Raw genomic sequence first — 19,656 nt, forward strand, 5'->3', positions numbered from 1 at the left:
CCCCGCCGTACACTGGCCAGGGAGATTTGCTGGCACTCACCCGCAGCGAGTGCCAAGCAGAAGCCGACGACCGACAGCTGGAGGTGTGCGCCATGCTCAGCGAACGCAGACTCGAGGTGCTGCGCGCCATCGTCCAGGACTATGTGGGGACCGAGGAGCCCGTGGGCTCCAAGGCGCTCACCCAGCGGCACAAGCTCGGTGTCTCCCCGGCCACGGTCCGCAATGACATGGCCGCCCTGGAGGACGAAGGTTTCATCGCCCAGCCGCACACCAGCGCCGGGCGGATTCCGACGGACAAGGGCTACCGGCTGTTCGTGGACCGGCTCGCGGGGGTCAAGCCCCTGTCGTCGCCCGAGCGCCGCGCGATCCACAGCTTCCTGGACGAAGCACTGGACCTCGACGACGTGGTGGCCCGCACGGTCCGGCTGCTCGCGCAGCTGACCCGGCAGGTCGCCGTCGTGCAGTACCCCTCGCTCACGCGCTCGACGGTGCGCCACGTGGAATTGCTCTCACTGGCACCCGCCCGCCTGATGCTCGTGCTCATCACGGACACCGGCCGGGTCGAGCAGCGCATGATCGACTGCCCGGCCCGCTTCGGCGAGACCTCGCTGGCGGACCTGCGTGCCCGGCTCAACAGCCGGGTCGTCGGGCGCCGTTTCGCGGACGTACCGCAACTGGTGCAGGATCTCCCGGAATCCTTCGACACGGACGACAGAGGAACCGTTTCGACGGTGCTGTCATCTCTGCTGGAGACTCTGGTCGAGGAGACCGAGGAGCGGCTGATGATCGGCGGCACCTCCAACCTCACCCGCTTCGGACATGATTTCCCTCTCACCATCCGGCCGGTGCTGGAAGCGCTTGAGGAGCAGGTCGTGCTCCTCAAGCTGCTGGGTGAGGCAACAGACTCGACCATGACCGTACGAATCGGTCATGAGAACGCCCATGAGGGGCTGAGTTCCACGTCCGTCGTCGCAGTCGGCTACGGTTCGGGCGACGAGGCAGTCGCCAAACTCGGCGTGGTCGGACCGACCCGCATGGACTACCCCGGAACGATGGGAGCGGTACGCGCAGTGGCACGTTACGTCGGACAGATCCTGGCAGAGTCGTAAGTGGCCACGGACTACTACGCCGTACTCGGCGTGCGCCGCGACGCTTCCCAGGACGAGATCAAGAAGGCATTCCGTCGGCTCGCACGCGAGCTGCACCCGGATGTCAATCCTGACCCCAAGACACAAGAGCGCTTCAAGGAGATCAACGCCGCCTACGAGGTGTTGTCGGACCCGCAGAAGAAGCAGGTCTACGACCTCGGTGGCGACCCGCTCTCACAGGCGGGCGGCGGAGCCGCCGGCTTCGGCCAGGGCGGCTTCGGGAACTTCTCGGACATCATGGACGCCTTCTTCGGAACGGCGTCCCAGCGCGGGCCGAGGTCGCGGACACGACGCGGCCAGGACGCGATGATCCGGCTGGAGATCGACCTCAACGAGGCGGCCTTCGGCACGACCAAGGAAATCCAGGTCGACACGGCCATCGTGTGCACGACCTGCAGCGGTGAGGGCGCCGCGCCCGGCACCTCCGCGCAGACCTGTGACATGTGTCGCGGGCGTGGCGAGGTGTCGCAGGTCACCCGGTCCTTCCTGGGCCAGGTCATGACCTCGCGGCCCTGCCCTCAGTGCCAGGGCTTCGGCACGGTCGTGCCGACGCCGTGCCCGGAGTGCGCGGGCGACGGCCGGGTACGGTCCCGTCGGACGCTCACGGTCAAGATCCCGGCCGGTGTCGACAACGGCACCAGGATCCAGCTGGCCGGCGAGGGCGAAGTCGGCCCCGGCGGCGGTCCGGCGGGCGATCTGTACGTCGAGATCCACGAGCTGCCGCACGCGGTGTTCCAGCGGCGAGGCGACGATCTCCACTGCACGGTCACCATCCCGATGACGGCGGCGGCGCTCGGCACGAAGGTGCCGCTGGAGTCGCTGGACGGCATCGAGGAGATCGACATCCGGCCCGGTTCGCAGTCGGGCCAGTCGATTCCGCTGCACGGGCGTGGCATCACGCACCTGCGGGGCGGCGGCCGGGGCGACCTGATCGTGCACGTCGAGGTGCTGACCCCGCAGAAGCTGGACCCGCAGCAGGAGGACCTGCTGCGCCAGTTCGCGAAGCTGCGCGGCGAGGAACGCCCCATTGGGCAGTTCCAACCGGGGCAGCAGGGGTTGTTCTCCCGGCTGAAGGATGCGTTCAACGGCCGGTGACCCCGGTGTGGGGCGCGCCCGGCCGTCAGTGCCGCGCGCCTCGCGGGGTGCACGGCCTGATTCGGCGGAGTGCGGAGGACATGAAACGATGCGTTCATGTCCTCCGCACTGACCGACCTCTGTCGCTCCCCGATCGTGCAGGCCCCCATGGCGGGCGGCGCATCGTGTCCTCAGCTGGTCGCAGCGGTCTCCGAGGCCGGTGGTCTCGGTTTCCTGGCTGCCGGTTACAAGACCGCCGACGGCATGTACGAGGAGATCAAGCAGCTGCGGGGCCTGACGGCCCGGCCCTTCGGCGTCAATCTCTTCATGCCGCAGCCCAACTCCGCAGACCCGGCCTCCATCGAGGTGTACCGCCATCAGCTCGCGGGCGAGGCCGGCTGGTACGAGACCCCCCTCGGCGAGACCGACGGCGGCTCCGACGACGGCTACGAGGCGAAGCTCGCCATACTCCTCGACGACCCCGTCCCCGTCGTCTCCTTCACCTTCGGCTGCCCCGCCCGTCCCGTCCTCGACTCCTTCGCCAAGGTCGGCACCTTCACCGTCGTGACGGTCACCACCCCCGAAGAGGCCCAGGCCGCGCAGTGGTCCGGCGCCGACGCCGTGTGCGTGCAGGGCATCGAAGCCGGCGGCCACCAGGGCACGCACCGCGACGACCCGGAGACCGACGGCACCGGGCTCGGCCTGCTGTCCCTGGTCACGCAGGTCCGCGAGACCATACAGCTGCCGATCATCGCGGCGGGCGGCCTGATGCGCGGCGCGCAGATCGCGGCCGTCCTCGCGCTGGGCGCGGAGGCCGCGCAGCTCGGCACGGCGTTCCTGGTCTGTCCCGAGTCCGGCGCGAACGCCCTGCACAAGCAGGCCATGACCAACCCGCTGTTCGTACGCACGGAACTCACCCGCGCCTTCTCCGGCCGCCCCGCCCGCGGCCTCGTCAACCGCTTCATGCGCGAGCACGGCCCGTACGCCCCCGCCGCCTACCCTCAGGTGCACCACATCACCTCGGGCCTGCGCAAGGCCGCCGCCAAGGCGGGCGACGCCCAGGGCATGGCCCTGTGGGCCGGCCAGGGGCACCGGATGGCACGCGAGATGCCCGCCGGACAGCTGGTCGAGGTTCTGGCGGCGGAGGCCGACGCCGCACGGGCCGAACTGGCCCTGCGGGACGTCTGCGCGCCGGTGAAGCGCGGCGAGCAGTCATGACCGCGCCGGTGTTCATCGTCGAGAAGCTGCCCCCGGGTCCCGGGGGCACGTTCGTCCTCGACGGGCCCGAGGGGCGGCACGCCGTCACCGTGAAGCGGCTGCGCGCCAGTGAGGACGTCGTCCTGACGGACGGCCGCGGCGGCCGGGCGGATGGCGTCGTACTGGCGGCCGAGGACAAGGACCGGCTGGTGGTCCGGCTGGACTCGGTGTCCGAGGAGCCGGTGCCCGCGCCCCGCCTCACCGTCGTGCAAGCACTCCCGAAGGGCGACCGCGGCGAAGTGGCCGTCGAGACCATGACGGAGACCGGGGTCGACGCGATCGTGCCGTGGCACGCGTCCCGCTGCGTCACCCAGTGGAGGGGCGATCGCGGCCTCAAGGCCCTGGCCAAGTGGCGCGCGACGGCCCGCGAGGCGGGCAAGCAGTCGCGCCGGGTGCGCTTCCCCGAGGTCGCCGACGTCATGAGCACCAAGCAGGTCGCCGCGCTTCTGGCCACCGCCGACTTCGCGGCCGTCCTGCACGAGGACCCGTCGGTGGGCAGCGAGGCGCTGGCCACCGCCCAACTCCCCGACGCGGGAACGATCGTGCTGGTCGTCGGTCCCGAAGGGGGCGTCTCCCCGGACGAGCTGGCGCTCTTCGCGCAGGCCGGGGCCGCGCCGTACCGGCTTGGTCCGAGTGTGCTGCGTACCTCCACCGCAGGAACCGCCGCCGCCGCGCTGCTCCTCGGGCGCACCGGCCGCTGGTCCTGACCCGGTCCGCCTCCCCCACAGTCCCCCTCGCTCGCGGCCCTCACCCGCCGCGAACGCGAGGTCGCGGCGCTGGTGCACCGAGGCATGTCCAACCGCGAGATCTCCGAGCAGCTGGTCATCTCCAAGCGCACCGCCGACGCCCATGTGGAGCACATCCTCGCCAAACTCGGCTTCGCCTCCCGAGGGGAGATCGCCGCCCTGGTGGGCGCGGACAAGACGGGTCTGCCCAGGTAGAGCGGGCGGAACGCCCCTACCTAGGCAGGGGCCCGGCGGAACTAGATGTACGGATCTTTGGTCCATGTCCACGCGCGAGCGCGAGACCTCCGGCCACAGTGACCACATGTCCGCAACGACCGACCCCGACCATCCCCTCGTCGCCGACCTCACCGCGCGCCTCGCCACCACCCGCCTGGTCACCCTGACCGGCCCCGCGGGCGTCGGCAAGACCCACCTCGCGGCCCGGGTCGCCCAGGCGGTGGAGCTGCCCGTCCACCAAGCCGACCTCGCCGCCTGCGGCGACGCCGCGCTGGTCCCGCACGCCGTCGCGGCCTCCCTGCACGCCGCGGCGACACCGGGGCCCGACCCCACGGACGTCGTGCTTCGGCTGCTGGCAGGGCGGCGCGGACTGCTCGTACTGGACACCTGTGAGCACGTACGGTCCGGCTGCGCCTATCTCGTGGGGCGGTTGCACGACCACTGCCCGCGCTTGCAGATCCTCACCACCAGCCGCTCCCCGCTCGGCGTACCGGGTGAACAGACCGTCGCGGTAAGCCCGTTGCCGAGCGAGCGGACGGTGGAACTCCTGCGGGAGAAGGCCGAGGTGCACGGCGTCGCGCTGTCCAGCTTCTGGAGCCGGATGCTGGCGGAGCGGCTCGACGGCGACCCGCTGAGTGTGCTGCTTGCGTCGCGCAGCCTGCGCGCGACCGAACCGCAGCGGCTGTACGGGAGCCTGTGCACACCGGGTGAGCGGTTCGACGTACTGATACACGGTCCGAGCGAGCCCGCCAGGCACCGCACCCTGCTGAACGCGATCGACTGGAGCTACGACCTGTGCGGCCGCGCCGAGCGGCTGCTGTGGGCCAAGCTCTCGTCGTTCACCGGCAGCTTCACCGGCGACCAGGTCAATACGGTCTTCACCGGCGGCGCCGAACTGGCCGCGCTCGTCGACGCGTCGGTGGTGCTGCGCGAGGACAGCGGCACCTACCGACTGCCGCTGGCGCACCGGGAGTACGGGCAGGTCCGGCTGGCGGGACTCGGCGGACCGTGGGTGCGGGCCGCGGGGAGCGACTGCTGAGCGGCCGGGGCCGCCGAGGGGCGCGGGGAAGCCGACGGTCTCCGGGTACCGGATCAGACATACTTGATCGGTACATCCTGATCGGCACGTCCTGACCGGACCGAGGAGGCCACGGACCATGGCGGGAGAACCACAGGCGGACTGCCTGTTCTGCAAGATCGTCGCGGGTGAGGTGCCCGCGACGATCGTCCGCGAGACGGAAACCACCGTCGCGTTCCGCGACATCAACCCCCAGGCCCCGACGCACGTCCTGGTCATCCCCAAGGTGCACCACCCGGACGGCGCCTCGCTCGCCGCCGCGGAGCCGCAGATCGCGGCGGACATGCTGCGCGAGGCCGGCGCCGTCGCCGCGGACGAGAAGATCGAGGCCACCGGCTACCGGGTCATCTTCAACACCGGCAGCGGCGCGGGCCAGACCGTCTTCCACGCGCACGCCCATGTGCTCGGCGGGCGCGGCCTCAACTGGCCGCCCGGATAGGGCAGAACCTGTGTCCGCACGAGAGCTGGTGGTCCTCGGCACCGCCAGTCAGGTCCCCACCCGGCACCGCAACCACAACGGCTATCTGCTGCGCTGGGACGGCGAGGGCATCCTCTTCGATCCCGGCGAGGGCACCCAGCGCCAGATGCTGCGCGCCGGAGTCGCCGCGCACGACCTGAACCGGATCTGCGTCACGCACTTCCACGGCGACCACTCGCTCGGCCTCGCCGGCGTGATCCAGCGCATCAACCTCGACCGGGTCCCGCACCCCGTCACCGCGCACTACCCGGCGAGCGGGCAGTGCTTCTTCGACCGGCTGCGGTACGCCACCGCCTACCGCGAGACGGTGAAGCTCACCGAGGCGCCGGTCGCCGCCGACGGCGTACTGGCCACCGCGCCGACCTACGTCCTCGACGCGCACAAGCTCTCGCACCCCGTCGAGTCGTACGGCTATCGCCTCACCGAACCGGGCGGGCGCCGCATGCTGCCCGCGCTGCTCGCCGAGCACGGCATCGCAGGGCCGGACATCGGCCGCCTGCAGCGCGACGGGGAGCTGCGCGGTGTCACGCTCGACCAGGTCAGCGAGGCGCGGCCCGGACAGCGCTTCGCGTTCGTCATGGACACCCGGCTGTGCGACGGTGTGTACGCGCTCGCCGACGGCTGCGACATGCTCGTCATCGAGTCGACCTTCCTCGACGAGGACGAGAAGCTGGCCGTCGACCACGGCCACCTGACCGTCGGCCAGGCGGCGCGGGTGGCACGTGACGCGGGCGTACGCCACCTCGTCCTGACTCATTTCTCGCAGCGCTACAGCGACCCGGACACCTTCGAACGCCAGGCCCGCGAGGCCGGGTTCGCCGGTGAACTGACCGTCGCCGCAGACCTGTTGAGAGTGCCGCTGCCCAAGCGCAGCCCCTGAACCACCACGCCACCCCGATCGACCCCGATCGACCCCGACGAGAAGAACCTTCATGCACCTCCCCAAGGCCGAACTCCACCTCCACATCGAAGGGACCCTCGAACCAGAGCTGGCCTTCGCCCTCGCCGAGCGGAACGGGGTGAAGCTGCCCCACGCCGACACCGAGGAGCTGCGCCGCGCCTACCTCTTCGACGACCTCCAGACCTTCCTCGACCTGTACTACGCGCTGATGGCCGTGCTGCGCACCGAGGAAGACTTCGAGGAGCTCGCCGACGCCTATCTGGCGCGCGCCGCGCAGCAGGGTGTGCGGCACGCGGAGATTTTCTTCGACCCGCAGGCGCACACCGCGCGCGGTGTGGAGATTGCCACCGTGATCGAGGGGCTGGCCCGCGCGCTGGACCGCAGCGAGCAGCGGCACGGCATATCCACGCAGCTGATCATGTGCTTCCTGCGCGACGAGAGCGCCGAGTCCGCGCTGGCGACCCTGGCGGACGCCAAGCCGCATCTGCACCGGATCGCCGCCGTCGGCCTGGACTCCGCCGAGGTCGGGCACCCGCCGTCGAAGTTCCGCGAGGTGTACGAGACGGCCGCCGCCCTGGGGCTGCGCAGGGTCGCGCACGCGGGCGAGGAGGGCCCTCCGGCGTACATCTGGGAGGCCCTGGACGTCCTGGGCGTCGAGCGTGTCGACCACGGGCTGCGGTCCATGGAGGACCCGGAGCTGGTGGAGCGGCTGGTACGGGACCGGGTGCCGCTGACGCTGTGCCCCCTGTCGAACGTACGGCTGCGGACCATCGACATCCTGGAACAGCACCCGCTGCGGGAGATGATGGCGGCCGGGCTGCTCGTCACGGTGAACTCCGACGACCCGGCCTACTTCGGCGGTTACGTCGGGGACACCTTCCACGCCGTGCACGAGGCGCTCGGGCTCGGCCAGGAGCAACTGCGCGAGCTGGCGCGCAACTCCTTCCTCGCGGCCTTCCTCGACCACGACGAGGAGCGCCGCGCCCGGTATCTCGCCGAGGTCGACGCCCACGTCTTCTGACAGCCATGGCGCAACGGCCGTTGCGTCCGGACCGTTGACGCACTTCGGTGCGCCTCCCTACGCTGCATCCTCATACGTGGACATCGTTTACATACGGAGATGACTAGCTGTGGCGGACCTGACCATCACCGAAGTCCGGCTGACACCCGTTCTCATCTCTGACCCACCCCTGCTCAACGTCCAAGGGGTCCACCAGCCGTACACCCCCCGCCTGGTCGTCGAGGTGGTCACGGCGGACGGGGTCACCGGAGTCGGCGAGACGTACGGCGACACCAAATACCTGGAGCTGGCCCGGCCGTACGCCGAGCTGCTGCCCGGCCACCACGCCGCCGACCTCAACGGCCTGTTCACCCTCGCGCAGCGGGTCGGCGTCGACCACGCGCGCGAGGACCACGCCATCGACGTCGGCGGACTGCGCGGCGTACAGACCGCCGACAAGCTGCGGCTGTCCGTCGTCTCCGCCTTCGAGGTGGCCTGCCTGGACATCCTGGGCAAGGCGTACGGGCAGCCCGTGCACACCCTCCTCGGCGGCAAGGTCCGCGACCACGTCGAGTACAGCGCGTACCTCTTCTACCGCTGGGCCGAGCACCCCGGCGGCGCAGGTGAGAGCGACGACTGGGGCGCGGCGCTCGACCCGGCGGGCATCGTGGAGCAGGCCCGGCGCTTCGTACGCGAACACGGCTTCGGCTCCTTCAAGCTCAAGGGCGGCGTCTTCGAGCCCGAGCAGGAGATCGCCGCCGTCCGGGCCCTCGCCGAGGCCTTCCCCGGCCACCCGCTGCGGCTCGACCCCAATGGCGCCTGGACGACCGAGACCTCCCTCAAGGTCGCCAAGGAGCTCGCCGGGGTCCTCGAATACCTGGAGGACCCGGCGCCCGGCACCCCCGCCATGGCCGAGGTGTCCGCCGGGACGGACGTGCCGCTCGCCACCAACATGTGCGTGACGACCTTCCCCGAGATACGCGAGGCCTTCCGCACCGACGCCGTCCAGGTGATCCTCTCCGACCACCACTACTGGGGCGGCCTGCGCAACACCCGCGAACTGGCCGCGATCTGCCGGACCTTCGGCGTAGGCCTGTCCATGCACTCCAACACCCACATGGGCATCAGCCTCGCCGCGATGACCCATGTCGCCGCCACCGTCCCCAACCTGGACCACTCCTGCGACAGCCACTACCCGTGGCAGACCGAGGACGTCATCACCCGGCGCCACACCTTCGAGAAGGGCCGCCTGACGGTCTCCGACGCCCCCGGCCTCGGCGTCGAGCTCGACCGCGACGCCCTGGAGCACCTGCACCGCCGCTGGCTCGACGTGGCGGCGTACGGCGCGATGCGCGACCGCGACGACGCCGCCGCGATGCGCGCGGCCGACGGGTACGAGCACTGGACGGCGCCGCCGCTGCCGCGCTGGTGACGCGCGGCGGGCGCCGACGGGACCGTTCACACCCCCGACGCACTGCCGCAGGCCCCTCTGGACGGGAATCGGGCACACTGGCCTGAATCCGCACCACCAGGCATCACCCCAGGGGAGCGCACGGTGAGAACGCACGCAGCCAGCAGTGACCACGCCGGACAGTCCGGCGGATCGAGCAGCCTCGATCCGCTGGACGGGCTGCGCTCCCCGGACGGCCCGTGCTGCGACGTCTTCCTCACCGGCACGGTCTTCCTCGACATCATCTTCACCGGCCTGGACCGCGCCCCGGTGCGCGGCACCGAGTCCTGGGCGCGCGGCATGGGATCGAGCCCCGGCGGCGTCGCCAACATGGCCACCGCCCTGGCCCGCCTCGGCCTGCGTACGTCCCTCGCCGCGGCCTTCGGCGACGACCACTACGGCGAGTACTGCTGGGACGCCCTCGCGCAGGGCGAGGGCATCGACCTCGGCATGTCACGGACGGTGCCCGGCTGGCACTCCCCGGTGACCGTCTCCATGGCCTACGAGGGCGAACGGACCATGGTGTCCCACGGCCACGAGGCCCCGCCGCCCGCGGGCCCGGGACCCTTCCCGCAGTGCCCGCCACGCGCGCGTGGCGCCATCGCCGCCCTGGCCCCCGGTCGCAGCGAAGAGTGGATCGCCGCCGCCGCGCGCAGCGGCGCCAAGGTGTTCGCCGACGTCGGCTGGGACGACACGGGCCGCTGGGACCTGGCGGGCCTCACCGACCTGGAGCACTGCGAGGCGTTCCTGCCCAACGCCGAGGAGGCGATGCGCTACACCCGCACCGACTGCCCGCGCGCCGCGGCCCGCGCGCTGGCCGAGAAGGTGCCGGTCGCCGTTGTCACGCTGGGCGTAGAGGGCGCGTACGCCGTGGACGGCTCCACGGGGGAGACCGCGCAGGTGCCCGCCATCGCCGTGGAGGCCCTCGACCCGACCGGCGCGGGCGACGTCTTCGTCGCTGGCTTCGTCACCGGCACGCTCGCGGGCTGGCCGCTGGCCGACCGGCTGGCCTTCGCCGGGCTGACCGCAGCCCTGTCGGTGCAGGAGTTCGGCGGTTCGCTGTCGGCGCCCGGCTGGTGGGAGATCGCGGCCTGGTGGCGGCAAGTGCAGGCCTGCGACGCGCCGGACCCGCAGGCGCTGCGGCGGTACGCGTTCCTGGAGGGGCTGCTGCCCGCGGCGGGCCGCCCGTGGCCGCTGCGCAGGGCGGTGCCCACGATCGGCTTCCGCACGCCCGCGTAGGACACCAGTATTCGGGGCGCGCCCGAAAAGCCCTCGGCCTTGTCAGTGGGCCGACGTACGCTTGGTATTCCAGAGGTTGTCGAGCAGCGAGAACCCTGCAGCGGGAGGTATGCGCAGGCCTTTGTGCCGGCCCATGACTCAGACACCCACAGCCCAGACACCTGAAGAATCCCCGACAGCTGCCGCCCCGCCCCCCGCGCCGGACCAGGCGCGAGCCCGCTTCGCGGTCCCCGCGATGCACCCGATGGTGACCCTCCTGGGCTCCGGTGACGCCCTGTTGCGCGTGATCGAGAAGGCGTTCCCTGCCGTCGACATCCATGTCCGGGGCAATCAGGTGAGCGTGCTCGGTGACGAGGCGGAAGTCGCCCTGATCCAGCGCCTGTTCGACGAGATGATGCTGGTGCTCCGCACCGGGCAGCCGATGACGGAGGACGCTGTGGAACGTTCGATCGCCATGCTCAGGGCCGGCGGAATCGGCAACGGCGACGGCACGGCGACCACCGAGACCCCGGCCGAGGTGCTCACACAGAACATCCTCTCCAGCCGCGGCCGCACCATCCGCCCCAAGACGCTCAATCAGAAGCGGTACGTCGACGCCATCGACAAGCACACCATCGTCTTCTGCATCGGCCCCGCAGGCACCGGCAAGACGTACCTCGCCATGGCCAAGGCGGTCCAGGCCCTCCAGTCCCACCAGGTCAACCGGATCATCCTGACCAGGCCCGCCGTCGAGGCGGGCGAGCGGCTCGGCTTCCTGCCCGGCACGCTCTACGAGAAGATCGACCCGTACCTGCGCCCGCTCTACGACGCACTGCACGACATGCTCGACCCCGAGACGATCCCGCGCCTGATGGCGGCGGGGACGATCGAGGTGGCGCCGCTGGCTTATATGAGAGGTAGAAGTCAACCTGTCTTTACGAACGTGCTCACGCCTAGCGGTTGGCGCCCCATCGGCGACCTCGTAGTAGGCGACCTCGTCATTGGGTCGAATGGCGAGCCGACCCCGGTTCTGGGTGTCTATCCACAGGGAGAGAGGGATATCTACCGGGTGTCCGCCCAGGACGGCTCCTGGACCCTGTGCTGCGGTGAGCATTTGTGGACGGTCCGTACGGCGGCGGACAAGCGTCGGGACAAGCCGTGGCGGGTCCTGGAGACCAAGGACATGATCGGCAACCTGCGTGCTGCGCATGCCCGGCGTTACGAGCTGCCGATGCTCACCGCACCCGTCAGCTTCCCCGAGCGCGAGGTCTCCATGGACCCGTACGCGCTAGGACTGCTGCTAGGTGATGGTTGCATCACAGGGTCGGTCACGCCGTCGTTCACCACCGCAGACCCGGAGCTCCGGTTCGCTCTGGAAGCAGCGCTTCCTGGTATCGGACTCCGCTGGAAAGAGCGCTACGACTACTTCCTGACCCGCGTGCCTGCTCCGGATGGGATTGTCGGCGAAGTCATCACCCGGGTGACCCCGGCGGCCAAGATGCTTCGCGAGCTGGACCTGCTCGGTACAAGGTCATGCACGAAGTTCGTACCGGATGACTACCTCTACAACTCAGCCGAGGTCCGACTGGCCGTACTGCAGGGGCTCCTGGACACCGACGGTGGCCCGGTCACCCAGTCCGACCGCACTTGCCGTATCCAGTACACGACGACGTCGATCTTGCTCCGTGACGACGTGCTCTCTCTCGTGCAGTCGCTGGGCGGCGTGGCCTACACTCGGCGCCGTATGGCCGAGGGGCGCGAACAGGGCAGCGCTCGGGGTGTGTACCGCCGCGATGCCCACATCATCGACATCCGTCTCCCTGAAGGTATCGAGCCCTTTCGCCTCTCCCGTAAGCGCGAGATATACCACGCGAACGGCGGCGGAGGCCGCCCCATGCGTTTCATCGACAGCATCGAGCCCGCGGGCCGCGAGGAGGCCGTCTGTATTCAGGTCGCCGCGGAGGACTCGCTGTACGTCACTCAGGACTACCTGCTGACCCACAACACGCTCAACGACGCGTTCATCATCCTCGACGAGGCGCAGAACACCAGCGCCGAGCAGATGAAGATGTTCCTGACCAGGCTGGGCTTCGACTCCCAGATCGTCATCACGGGCGACGTCACCCAGGTCGACCTGCCGAGCGGGACCCAGAGCGGTCTGCGTCAGGTCCAGGACATCCTGGAGGGCCTCGACGACGTCCACTTCTCCCGGCTCACCTCCCAGGATGTCGTCCGGCACAAGCTCGTCGGCCGTATCGTCGACGCGTACGAGCAGTACGACAGCCGCAACGGGAAGTAGTAACCCAGCACCATGTCGATCGATGTCAACAACGAGTCCGGAACCGAGGTCGACGAGCGGGCGATCCTCGACATCGCCCGCTACGCGCTCACCCGGATGCGTATCCATCCGCTCTCCGAGCTCTCGGTGATCGTCGTGGACACCGCCGCCATGGAGCAGCTGCACATCCAGTGGATGGATCTGACTGGTCCGACCGACGTCATGTCCTTCCCGATGGACGAGTTGCGTCCGCCGATCAAGGACGATGAGGAGCCCCCGCAGGGCCTGCTCGGTGACATCGTGCTCTGCCCGGAGATCGCCAAGTCCCAGGGTGAGGAAGCCGAGACGCAGCACTCCATGGACGAGGAGCTTCAGCTCCTGACCGTCCATGGTGTGCTGCATCTGCTCGGTTACGACCACGAGGAGCCGGATGAGAAGGCCGAGATGTTCGGCCTGCAGGCCGCGATCGTCGACGGCTGGCGCTCGGACCAGGGCATGACCGGCCCGTCGCCCGCACCGACCGTTTCATGACCGCGCAACTGATCACTGGCGCGGTCCTGTTGGTCGTCGTCGCCTGGCTCGCCGCGTGCGCGGAGGCGGGTATCGCCCGCGTCTCCACGTTCCGGGCCGACGAGGCCGCCCGCGCGGGCCGGCGCGGCAGCGCCAAGCTGGCGCAGGTCGCCGCCGACCCGGTCCGCTATCTGAATGTCGCGCTGCTGGTGCGGGTCGCCTGCGAAATGGCCGCCGGTGTCTTCGTCACGTATGTCTGCCTGCGCGAGTTCAACGAGACCTGGGAGGCGCTGACCATCGCCATCGCGGTGATGGTCCTCGTGTCGTACGTCGCCGTGGGCGTCTCGCCGCGCACCATCGGCCGCCAGCACCCGCTGAACACGGCGACCGCGGCGGCGTACGTCCTGCTGCCGCTCGCCCGGATCATGGGCCCGATCCCGCAACTGCTGATCCTCATCGGCAACGCGCTGACGCCCGGCAAGGGTTTCCGCAAGGGCCCCTTCGCCAGTGAGGCCGAGCTGCGCGCGATGGTCGACCTGGCCGAGCAGGAGTCCCTGATCGAGGACGACGAGCGCCGCATGGTGCACTCGGTCTTCGAGCTCGGCGACACCCTCGTACGCGAGGTCATGGTCCCCAGGACCGACCTGATCTCCATCGAGCGCTACAAGACGATCCGCCAGACCCTCACCCTCGCCCTGCGCTCCGGTTTCTCCCGCATCCCGGTGACCGGCGAGAACGAGGACGACATCGTCGGCATCGTGTACCTCAAGGACCTGGTCAGGAAGACGCACATCAACCGCGACTCCGAGTCCGACCTGGTTTCCACCGCGATGCGCTCCGCCGTATTCGTCCCCGACACGAAGAACGCCGGGGATCTGCTGCGCGAGATGCAGCAGGAGCGCAACCATGTCGCGGTCGTCATCGACGAGTACGGCGGCACGGCCGGCATCGTCACCATCGAGGACATCCTGGAAGAGATCGTCGGCGAGATCACCGACGAGTACGACCGTGAACTGCCGCCCGTCGACGACCTGGGCGACGGCTGCTACCGCGTCACCGCCCGCCTCGACATCGGCGACCTGGGCGAGCTCTACGGCATCGACGAGCTCGACGACGAGGACGTGGAGACCGTCGGCGGACTCCTCGCGAAGTCGCTCGGCCGCGTCCCCATCGCGGGCGCGTCGGCCGTCGTCGACCTGCCGGACGGCCGCGCGCTGCGGCTGACCGCCGAGTCCCCGGCGGGCCGCCGCAACAAGATCGTCACGGTGCTCGTCGAGCCGACCGAAGAGAAGGCGACAAAATGACCCCGCAGGAGCTGAGGGCGTTCTGCCTGGAATTCAACGCGGCGGTCGAAGAGTTCCCGTTCGGCCCGGAGACCTCGGTCTTCAAGGTCCTCGGCAAGCTCTTCGCCCTCAGCTCCCTGGACGGTGAGCCCCTGAAGGTCAACCTCAAGTGCGAGCCGGAGATCGCGGTTCGGCTGCGCGAGGAGCACCCGGCGATCGTTCCCGGCTGGCACATGAACAAGCGCCACTGGAACACGGTCACCGTCGACGGCCTGCCTGACCGCACGGTCCGCGAGCTGATCGAGGACTCGTACGACCTGGTGGTGGCCGGTCTGCCCAAGGCGGAGCGCCTGAGGCTCGACCGGCCCTGAACCAGCTGTCTCAACGCCGTGGCCCGGCCCGGTTCGATGTACCCGGTCGTGGGCTGAGCGCCTGTGCTCCTTATGCTCGGGTCATGACGACGCAGAACACCGAGCTCGGCCCCGAGGACCGCAAGATCATCACGCTGGCGCGCAGCGCACGTACGCGCAACGGCGTCGCGGAGGGCGCGGCCGTGCGTGACGAGACCGGGCGGACGTACGTCGCCGGGACCGTGGATCTTGACTCGCTGAAGCTCAGTGCGCTGCGGACCGCCGTCGCGATGGCCGTGGCCAGCGGCGCGAAGTCGCTGGAGGCCGCAGCCGTGGTCACCGAAGCGCGGAGCGCGTCCGACGAGGACCGTGCGGCGGTACGCGACCTGGGCGGCCCCGCGGCGCCGGTACTGGTGGCCGGCCCGGACGGGGAGCTGCGGGCTACGGTCACCGCGGGCTGAAGGGCACCGGGCCCACACGCTCTCGCGCGAAAAGCGGGCTGAAGGCCGAGGGCCGGGGGACTCTTCGGCCCGCGAGGTGATTTCCCGTGAGCCGCTCTCCCGCGGGCTGAGGAAGATCCCCGCCGGGCCGCCGCCCGGCCGCCAGGTGTGCTCCGGGGACCCCCGGGCGGGAGCGCCCAAGCCCGAAGGGGACGAGGTCAGGCTCCTGACGGGCGCCGGGACCGGCGAGAGGCGCGAGCGCGCCGCCGTCCCCTTTCCCGGCCCCGCCTCCGCGCTCGCTGTCGTGCCCCCGCCGGCCGGGACGGGACCCGCCGGGGGCTCGTACGCCGCCGTGCGCGCCGTGCTTCTCGGGCCTCTGGTCAGCGCGGCGCGGGCGATCGGGGAGAATGGGCCGCATGAGCGCTAGCACCCACGCATCCGAAGCCCCCCACAGAGCCGGCTTCGCCTGCTTCGTCGGTCGCCCCAACGCGGGCAAGTCCACCCTGACGAACGCTCTGGTCGGCCAGAAGGTGGCCATCACCTCCAGCCGTCCGCAGACCACCCGCCACACCGTGCGCGGCATCGTGCACCGGCCCGAGGCGCAGCTGATCCTGGTCGACACCCCCGGGCTGCACAAGCCGCGCACCCTGCTGGGCGAGCGGCTCAATGACGTCGTACGCACGACCTGGTCCCAGGTCGACGTGATCGGCTTCTGCCTGCCCGCCGACCAGAAGCTCGGCCCCGGCGACAAGTTCATCATCAAGGAACTCGCCGGGATCAAGAAGACCCCGAAGATCGCGATCGTCACCAAGACGGACCTGGTCGACTCGCGGCAGCTCGCGGAGCAGCTCATCGCCCTCGACCAGCTCTCCAAGGAGCTCGGCTTCGAGTGGCAGGAGATCGTTCCGGTCTCGGCCGTCACCGACGAGCAGGTCGGCCTGCTCGCCGATCTGCTGATCCCGCTGATGCCGGAGAGCCCGCCGCTGTACCCGGAGGGCGACCTCACCGACGAGCCCGAGATGGTCATGATCGCGGAGCTGATCCGTGAGGCGGCGCTGGAGGGTGTGCGCGACGAGCTGCCGCACTCCATTGCGGTGGTCGTCGAGGAGATGCTGCCGCGCGAGGGACGGCCCGCCGACCGGCCGCTGCTGGACATCCACGCGAATGTGTTCATCGAGCGTCCGAGCCAGAAGGGCATCATCATCGGCCCGAAGGGCCAGCGCCTGAAGGACGTCGGGACGAAGTCCCGCAAGCACATCGAGGCACTGCTGGGTACGCCGGTCTTCCTCGACCTGCACGTCAAGGTCGCGAAGGACTGGCAGCGCGACCCGAAGCAGCTGCGCAAGCTGGGCTTCTAAGACACTCACTGGCTCGATCGGCCGAGGGCGTGACCGTGCCAACGGGTACGGTCACGCGATGCACCTCGATCAGTACGTCTACTTCGCTCTTTTCAGCAAGGAGACGACGGCGGACGCGATGACCGCCCGGCTCGGTCTCACCCCCGACGGGACCTCGGTCCGCGGCAGCAAGTTCCCGGAACACGATGTGCCCAGGCACCACAGGTGGGTCGTCGAGTGCCGGGACCCCGACCTCCCTGTCGACGAGCAGATGGAGCGGGTCCTGGGGCGGCTGATGATCTACCGGGACGAGATCGGCGCCCTTGCCGCCCAACTCGCCAAGGAAGAGGGCGAGGACGGCGGGGCGGTCCTTCAAGTGGTGCGCGAGTACCGGAACTCGGCCACCGAGGTCGGGACGCACAGCTGGCTGCTGTCCACCGAGATGCTGCGTTTCCTCGTCGACACCGGGGCCGATCTGGCCGTGGACGAGTACGACTTCACCGGACCCGAGGGCGAAGCGGGGGTCTGAGGCCCGTCCGGGGTCGCCTGTCGGCTACCGCGACCGCCCGCAGGCTACTCCGCGACCGCCGCCTCCATCGCCGTCCCGATGTGCCGGAAGCCCGCCCGCGCGTAGATCCGCGCCACCGCTTCGTCCGTGGCCGTCAGGAAGATCGTGTCGATGCCGCGCGACCGCGCGTCCGAGGTCAGCGCCGCCGTGACCGAGACGGCCAGGCCCCGGCGCCGCGCCGACGGCAGCGTTCCGATGCCGACGATCTCGGTGACCGTACCGACCGGGAGGTACTGGCCCGAGCACAGCACCACACCGTCTTCGACGGCCGCGGCCACCACGGACTGCCCGGCCCTGATCCGGCCGGCGATCCGCTCCACCGAGCCGTCGCCCCGCTGGGAGGCGATCATGGCGGCCAGCTCGTCGGCGCCTGCCGTCCCCACCGCCGTGCCGAGCTCGGCGAACGCCAGATGGGGCACGGCGAGCGCGCCGGGCAGGGCCGCGTCGTCGGCCCGCAGCAGCCGCACCAGCGGATGCGGCGCAGGGACCGCGCCCCTGTCGTCCAGGAGCATCAGCGGACGCTCCTGCGCCACGAGCCCGCTCTCCTCCAGGGCCGGGCGCAGGTCCGGTGCCGTCTCCGGCACCCACTCGAACGTCTCGGGCACGCCAAGCTCACGCTGCCGCGCCCTGACCCGCTCCACGACCTCCACGGTCACCCGGGCGCCGGTCCACCCCCGGGTCGGCCGGGCGTAGTAGGGAAAGCCCGCGCCCTCGGGGTCGCGTACGAACAGGGTCAGCGGACCGAAGTCCTCGGCGCGCGCACCGGAGCGCGGTACGGCGTCGTAGTAGAGCTCGAACTCGGCGAGCGCGGCAGCATCGGAGGCGTCGGTCGTCACAAGGGTCATACCGCGCATCAGATCACCGTGGAGCCCCGCTACGCGCCTTCTTTGAGGACCCGCGAGATGAGCCGGCGCTGGGCCTCGCTCAACCGTGGGTCCGCGCAGTAGACGGTCTTTCCGTCGATGGTGATCCGGTAGCTGAATCCGTCCGGCACCCCGATGGGCGGCGTGCCCCGGCCGGAGGCCACCGCCTCGTCGGCCAGGGTGTGCCATTCGCCGGCATCGGGCCGTCCCGAGGTCTCCACCTCGGCATGGCGCTCGATGCCGGCGAATCCTCCCGTGCGCCTCACTTGAATACGCATGGGTCCTGTCTAGTACGGATACGGCTCAGCCGGTAGGCACCCCGACCTGGGACCACGCCTTCAGCAGCGCTCCGTGCTCCTCACCGTCGCCGAAACGCGCGTGCGCGGCGGCCACGGAGACCCGGGCGAAGTCGGCGAAGCTCGCGTCGACCTGGAGCTCCCCGCTGGTGATGGTGTCGTACCAGATCCGCCCCGCGCGCTCCCACGCCTTGCCGCCCAGCGCCTCGGCGAGCAGGTAGAAGGCATGGTTGGGGATGCCGGAGTTGATGTGGACACCGCCGTTGTCCCGGCCGGTACGGACGTACTCCTCCATCGTCGCGGGCTGCGGGTCCTTGCCGAGCACGTCGTCGTCGTACGCCGTGCCGGGGGCCTTCATGGAGCGCAGGGCCACCCCGCTGACGCGCTCCGCCAGCAGGCCCGCGCCGATCAGCCAGTCGGCCTGGTCGGCCGTCTGGTCGTTGACGTACTGCTTGACCAGGGAGCCGAAGACGTCCGAGACGGACTCGTTGAGCGCGCCGGGCTGACCGAAGTACGTGAAGTTCGCCGTGTACTGGGTCAGGCCGTGGGCCAGCTCGTGGGCGATGACGTCCACCGGGAGGGTGAAATCGAGGAAGATCTCGCCGTCGCCGTCGCCGAAGACCATCTGGGTGCCGTCCCAGAAGGCGTTCCCGTACTTCTCGTCGAAGTGAACGGTCCCGATGAGCGGCAGCCCGCTGCCGTCGATCGAATTGCGGGAGAAGGCCTTGTGCAGCAGCTCGTAGGTGGCGCCGAGGCCCGCGTACGCGCGGTTGACGGTCGCGTCCTTGCCGGGCTTGTCGCCCTCGCCGCGCACTTTGCGTCCTGGCAGGTCCGTCTTGTTCTTCGCGTCGTGGATGGTCCGCTGCGGTTTGCCCTCGGGGGCGCCCTTGGGCGGGGCCACCGAAGGTGCGCCGAGGACCGTGGTAAGTCGACGGTGGGTGCGCCGGGCGGCGTCCGCTTCGAGTGTGCGGCGGGCGGGGCCTGCGAGCGCGGGGTCCTCGGCCTGGGCCAGCTTGTCGAGGACGTGGGGCGGCACGATGGTGCAGAAAGTGGGATGGAAGGCGTTCATGGCGGCAATGTGGCACCAGGTCATGCCGCTGTCACTAGTTGCCACCATGATTGGTGAAATCGAGTGAAGCGTCACTGTTCCGCCCTTACGCATGCT

21 protein-coding genes and 1 pseudogene are annotated in these 19,656 nt (G+C 70.2%); 19 read left to right on the forward strand and 3 right to left on the reverse strand.

Annotated features, from left to right (window positions below; all coding sequences use genetic code 11):
* Positions 1-92: 92 nt before the first annotated feature.
* The 19 genes and pseudogenes from hrcA to ABCR94_RS07775 all read left to right on the forward strand — a co-directional run bounded on the left by hrcA (position 93) and on the right by ABCR94_RS07775 (position 17,293).
* Positions 93-1,109, forward strand: a complete 1,017-nt coding sequence (gene hrcA / locus ABCR94_RS07685) for a heat-inducible transcriptional repressor HrcA (protein WP_347118498.1) — start codon at positions 93-95, stop codon at positions 1,107-1,109.
* A complete protein-coding gene (gene dnaJ, locus ABCR94_RS07690) occupies positions 1,110-2,243 on the forward strand; it encodes a molecular chaperone DnaJ (protein WP_347118305.1) in 1,134 nt (377 codons plus the stop codon). It begins immediately after the preceding gene.
* A gap of 96 nt (positions 2,244-2,339) precedes the next feature.
* Entirely contained in the window at positions 2,340-3,440 is a 1,101-nt protein-coding gene (locus tag ABCR94_RS07695; RefSeq protein ID WP_347118306.1) for a nitronate monooxygenase, read from the forward strand.
* Positions 3,437-4,186: a 16S rRNA (uracil(1498)-N(3))-methyltransferase gene (locus tag ABCR94_RS07700; protein WP_347118307.1), complete on the forward strand. Its 750-nt coding sequence runs from the start codon at positions 3,437-3,439 to the stop codon at positions 4,184-4,186. Before ABCR94_RS07695 ends, ABCR94_RS07700 begins: the two co-directional genes overlap by 4 nt.
* 12 nt (positions 4,187-4,198) lie before the next feature.
* A pseudogene (locus ABCR94_RS07705) lies at positions 4,199-4,420 on the forward strand (response regulator transcription factor); the annotation flags it as partial.
* 106 nt (positions 4,421-4,526) lie between these two features.
* Positions 4,527-5,480, forward strand: a complete 954-nt coding sequence (locus ABCR94_RS07710) for an ATP-binding protein (RefSeq protein ID WP_347118308.1) — start codon at positions 4,527-4,529, stop codon at positions 5,478-5,480.
* A gap of 118 nt (positions 5,481-5,598) precedes the next feature.
* Positions 5,599-5,958, forward strand: a complete 360-nt coding sequence (locus ABCR94_RS07715; protein ID WP_347118309.1) for a histidine triad nucleotide-binding protein — start codon at positions 5,599-5,601, stop codon at positions 5,956-5,958.
* Between the two features lie 10 nt (positions 5,959-5,968).
* Positions 5,969-6,877 carry a ribonuclease Z gene (locus ABCR94_RS07720; protein WP_347118310.1) on the forward strand — a complete coding sequence of 303 codons (909 nt, stop codon included), beginning with the start codon at positions 5,969-5,971 and terminating at the stop codon, positions 6,875-6,877.
* Between the two features lie 52 nt (positions 6,878-6,929).
* Complete coding sequence (locus tag ABCR94_RS07725) at positions 6,930-7,919, forward strand: adenosine deaminase (protein ID WP_347118311.1); 990 nt, start codon at positions 6,930-6,932, stop codon at positions 7,917-7,919.
* A 109-nt stretch (positions 7,920-8,028) separates the two neighbouring features.
* Positions 8,029-9,330: a glucarate dehydratase family protein gene (locus ABCR94_RS07730; RefSeq protein ID WP_347118312.1), complete on the forward strand. Its 1,302-nt coding sequence runs from the start codon at positions 8,029-8,031 to the stop codon at positions 9,328-9,330.
* A gap of 123 nt (positions 9,331-9,453) precedes the next feature.
* Positions 9,454-10,587, forward strand: coding sequence for a carbohydrate kinase family protein (locus ABCR94_RS07735; protein WP_347118313.1), 1,134 nt, complete (start codon positions 9,454-9,456; stop codon positions 10,585-10,587).
* Positions 10,588-10,720: 133 nt separating this feature from the next.
* Positions 10,721-12,865: a PhoH family protein gene (locus ABCR94_RS07740; protein WP_521976385.1), complete on the forward strand. Its 2,145-nt coding sequence runs from the start codon at positions 10,721-10,723 to the stop codon at positions 12,863-12,865.
* A gap of 12 nt (positions 12,866-12,877) precedes the next feature.
* Entirely contained in the window at positions 12,878-13,375 is a 498-nt protein-coding gene (gene ybeY / locus ABCR94_RS07745; RefSeq protein ID WP_347118315.1) for an rRNA maturation RNase YbeY, read from the forward strand.
* Positions 13,372-14,658 carry a hemolysin family protein gene (locus tag ABCR94_RS07750; protein ID WP_347118316.1) on the forward strand — a complete coding sequence of 429 codons (1,287 nt, stop codon included), beginning with the start codon at positions 13,372-13,374 and terminating at the stop codon, positions 14,656-14,658. Before ybeY ends, ABCR94_RS07750 begins: the two co-directional genes overlap by 4 nt.
* A complete protein-coding gene (locus tag ABCR94_RS07755) occupies positions 14,655-15,008 on the forward strand; it encodes an MmcQ/YjbR family DNA-binding protein (protein ID WP_347118317.1) in 354 nt (117 codons plus the stop codon). Before ABCR94_RS07750 ends, ABCR94_RS07755 begins: the two co-directional genes overlap by 4 nt.
* 83 nt (positions 15,009-15,091) lie before the next feature.
* Positions 15,092-15,448 carry a cytidine deaminase-like protein gene (locus ABCR94_RS07760; protein WP_347118318.1) on the forward strand — a complete coding sequence of 119 codons (357 nt, stop codon included), beginning with the start codon at positions 15,092-15,094 and terminating at the stop codon, positions 15,446-15,448.
* A gap of 76 nt (positions 15,449-15,524) precedes the next feature.
* A complete protein-coding gene (locus ABCR94_RS07765; protein ID WP_347118319.1) occupies positions 15,525-15,854 on the forward strand; it encodes a hypothetical protein in 330 nt (109 codons plus the stop codon).
* Complete coding sequence (era, locus tag ABCR94_RS07770; protein WP_521976389.1) at positions 15,835-16,785, forward strand: GTPase Era; 951 nt, start codon at positions 15,835-15,837, stop codon at positions 16,783-16,785. The genes ABCR94_RS07765 and era overlap by 20 nt, the downstream gene beginning before the upstream one ends.
* Positions 16,786-16,843: 58 nt before the next feature.
* Positions 16,844-17,293, forward strand: a complete 450-nt coding sequence (locus ABCR94_RS07775) for a DUF4279 domain-containing protein (RefSeq protein WP_347118321.1) — start codon at positions 16,844-16,846, stop codon at positions 17,291-17,293.
* Positions 17,294-17,337: 44 nt separating this feature from the next.
* On the opposite strand, the gene ABCR94_RS07780 is transcribed toward ABCR94_RS07775, so the two are convergent.
* The 3 genes from ABCR94_RS07780 to ABCR94_RS07790 are packed head-to-tail and all read right to left on the reverse strand — an operon-like array spanning position 17,338 to position 19,560.
* Positions 17,338-18,177, reverse strand: coding sequence for a GNAT family N-acetyltransferase (locus ABCR94_RS07780; protein WP_347118322.1), 840 nt, complete (start codon positions 18,175-18,177; stop codon positions 17,338-17,340).
* 29 nt (positions 18,178-18,206) lie between these two features.
* Entirely contained in the window at positions 18,207-18,473 is a 267-nt protein-coding gene (locus tag ABCR94_RS07785; RefSeq protein ID WP_347118324.1) for a protealysin inhibitor emfourin, read from the reverse strand.
* Between the two features lie 25 nt (positions 18,474-18,498).
* Positions 18,499-19,560, reverse strand: a complete 1,062-nt coding sequence (locus ABCR94_RS07790) for a M4 family metallopeptidase (protein ID WP_347118325.1) — start codon at positions 19,558-19,560, stop codon at positions 18,499-18,501.
* Positions 19,561-19,656 lie beyond the last annotated feature (96 nt).

Origin of the sequence: Streptomyces changchenzhani, from assembly GCF_039766235.1 — a bacterium.
GTDB lineage: Bacteria > Actinomycetota > Actinomycetes > Streptomycetales > Streptomycetaceae > Streptomyces.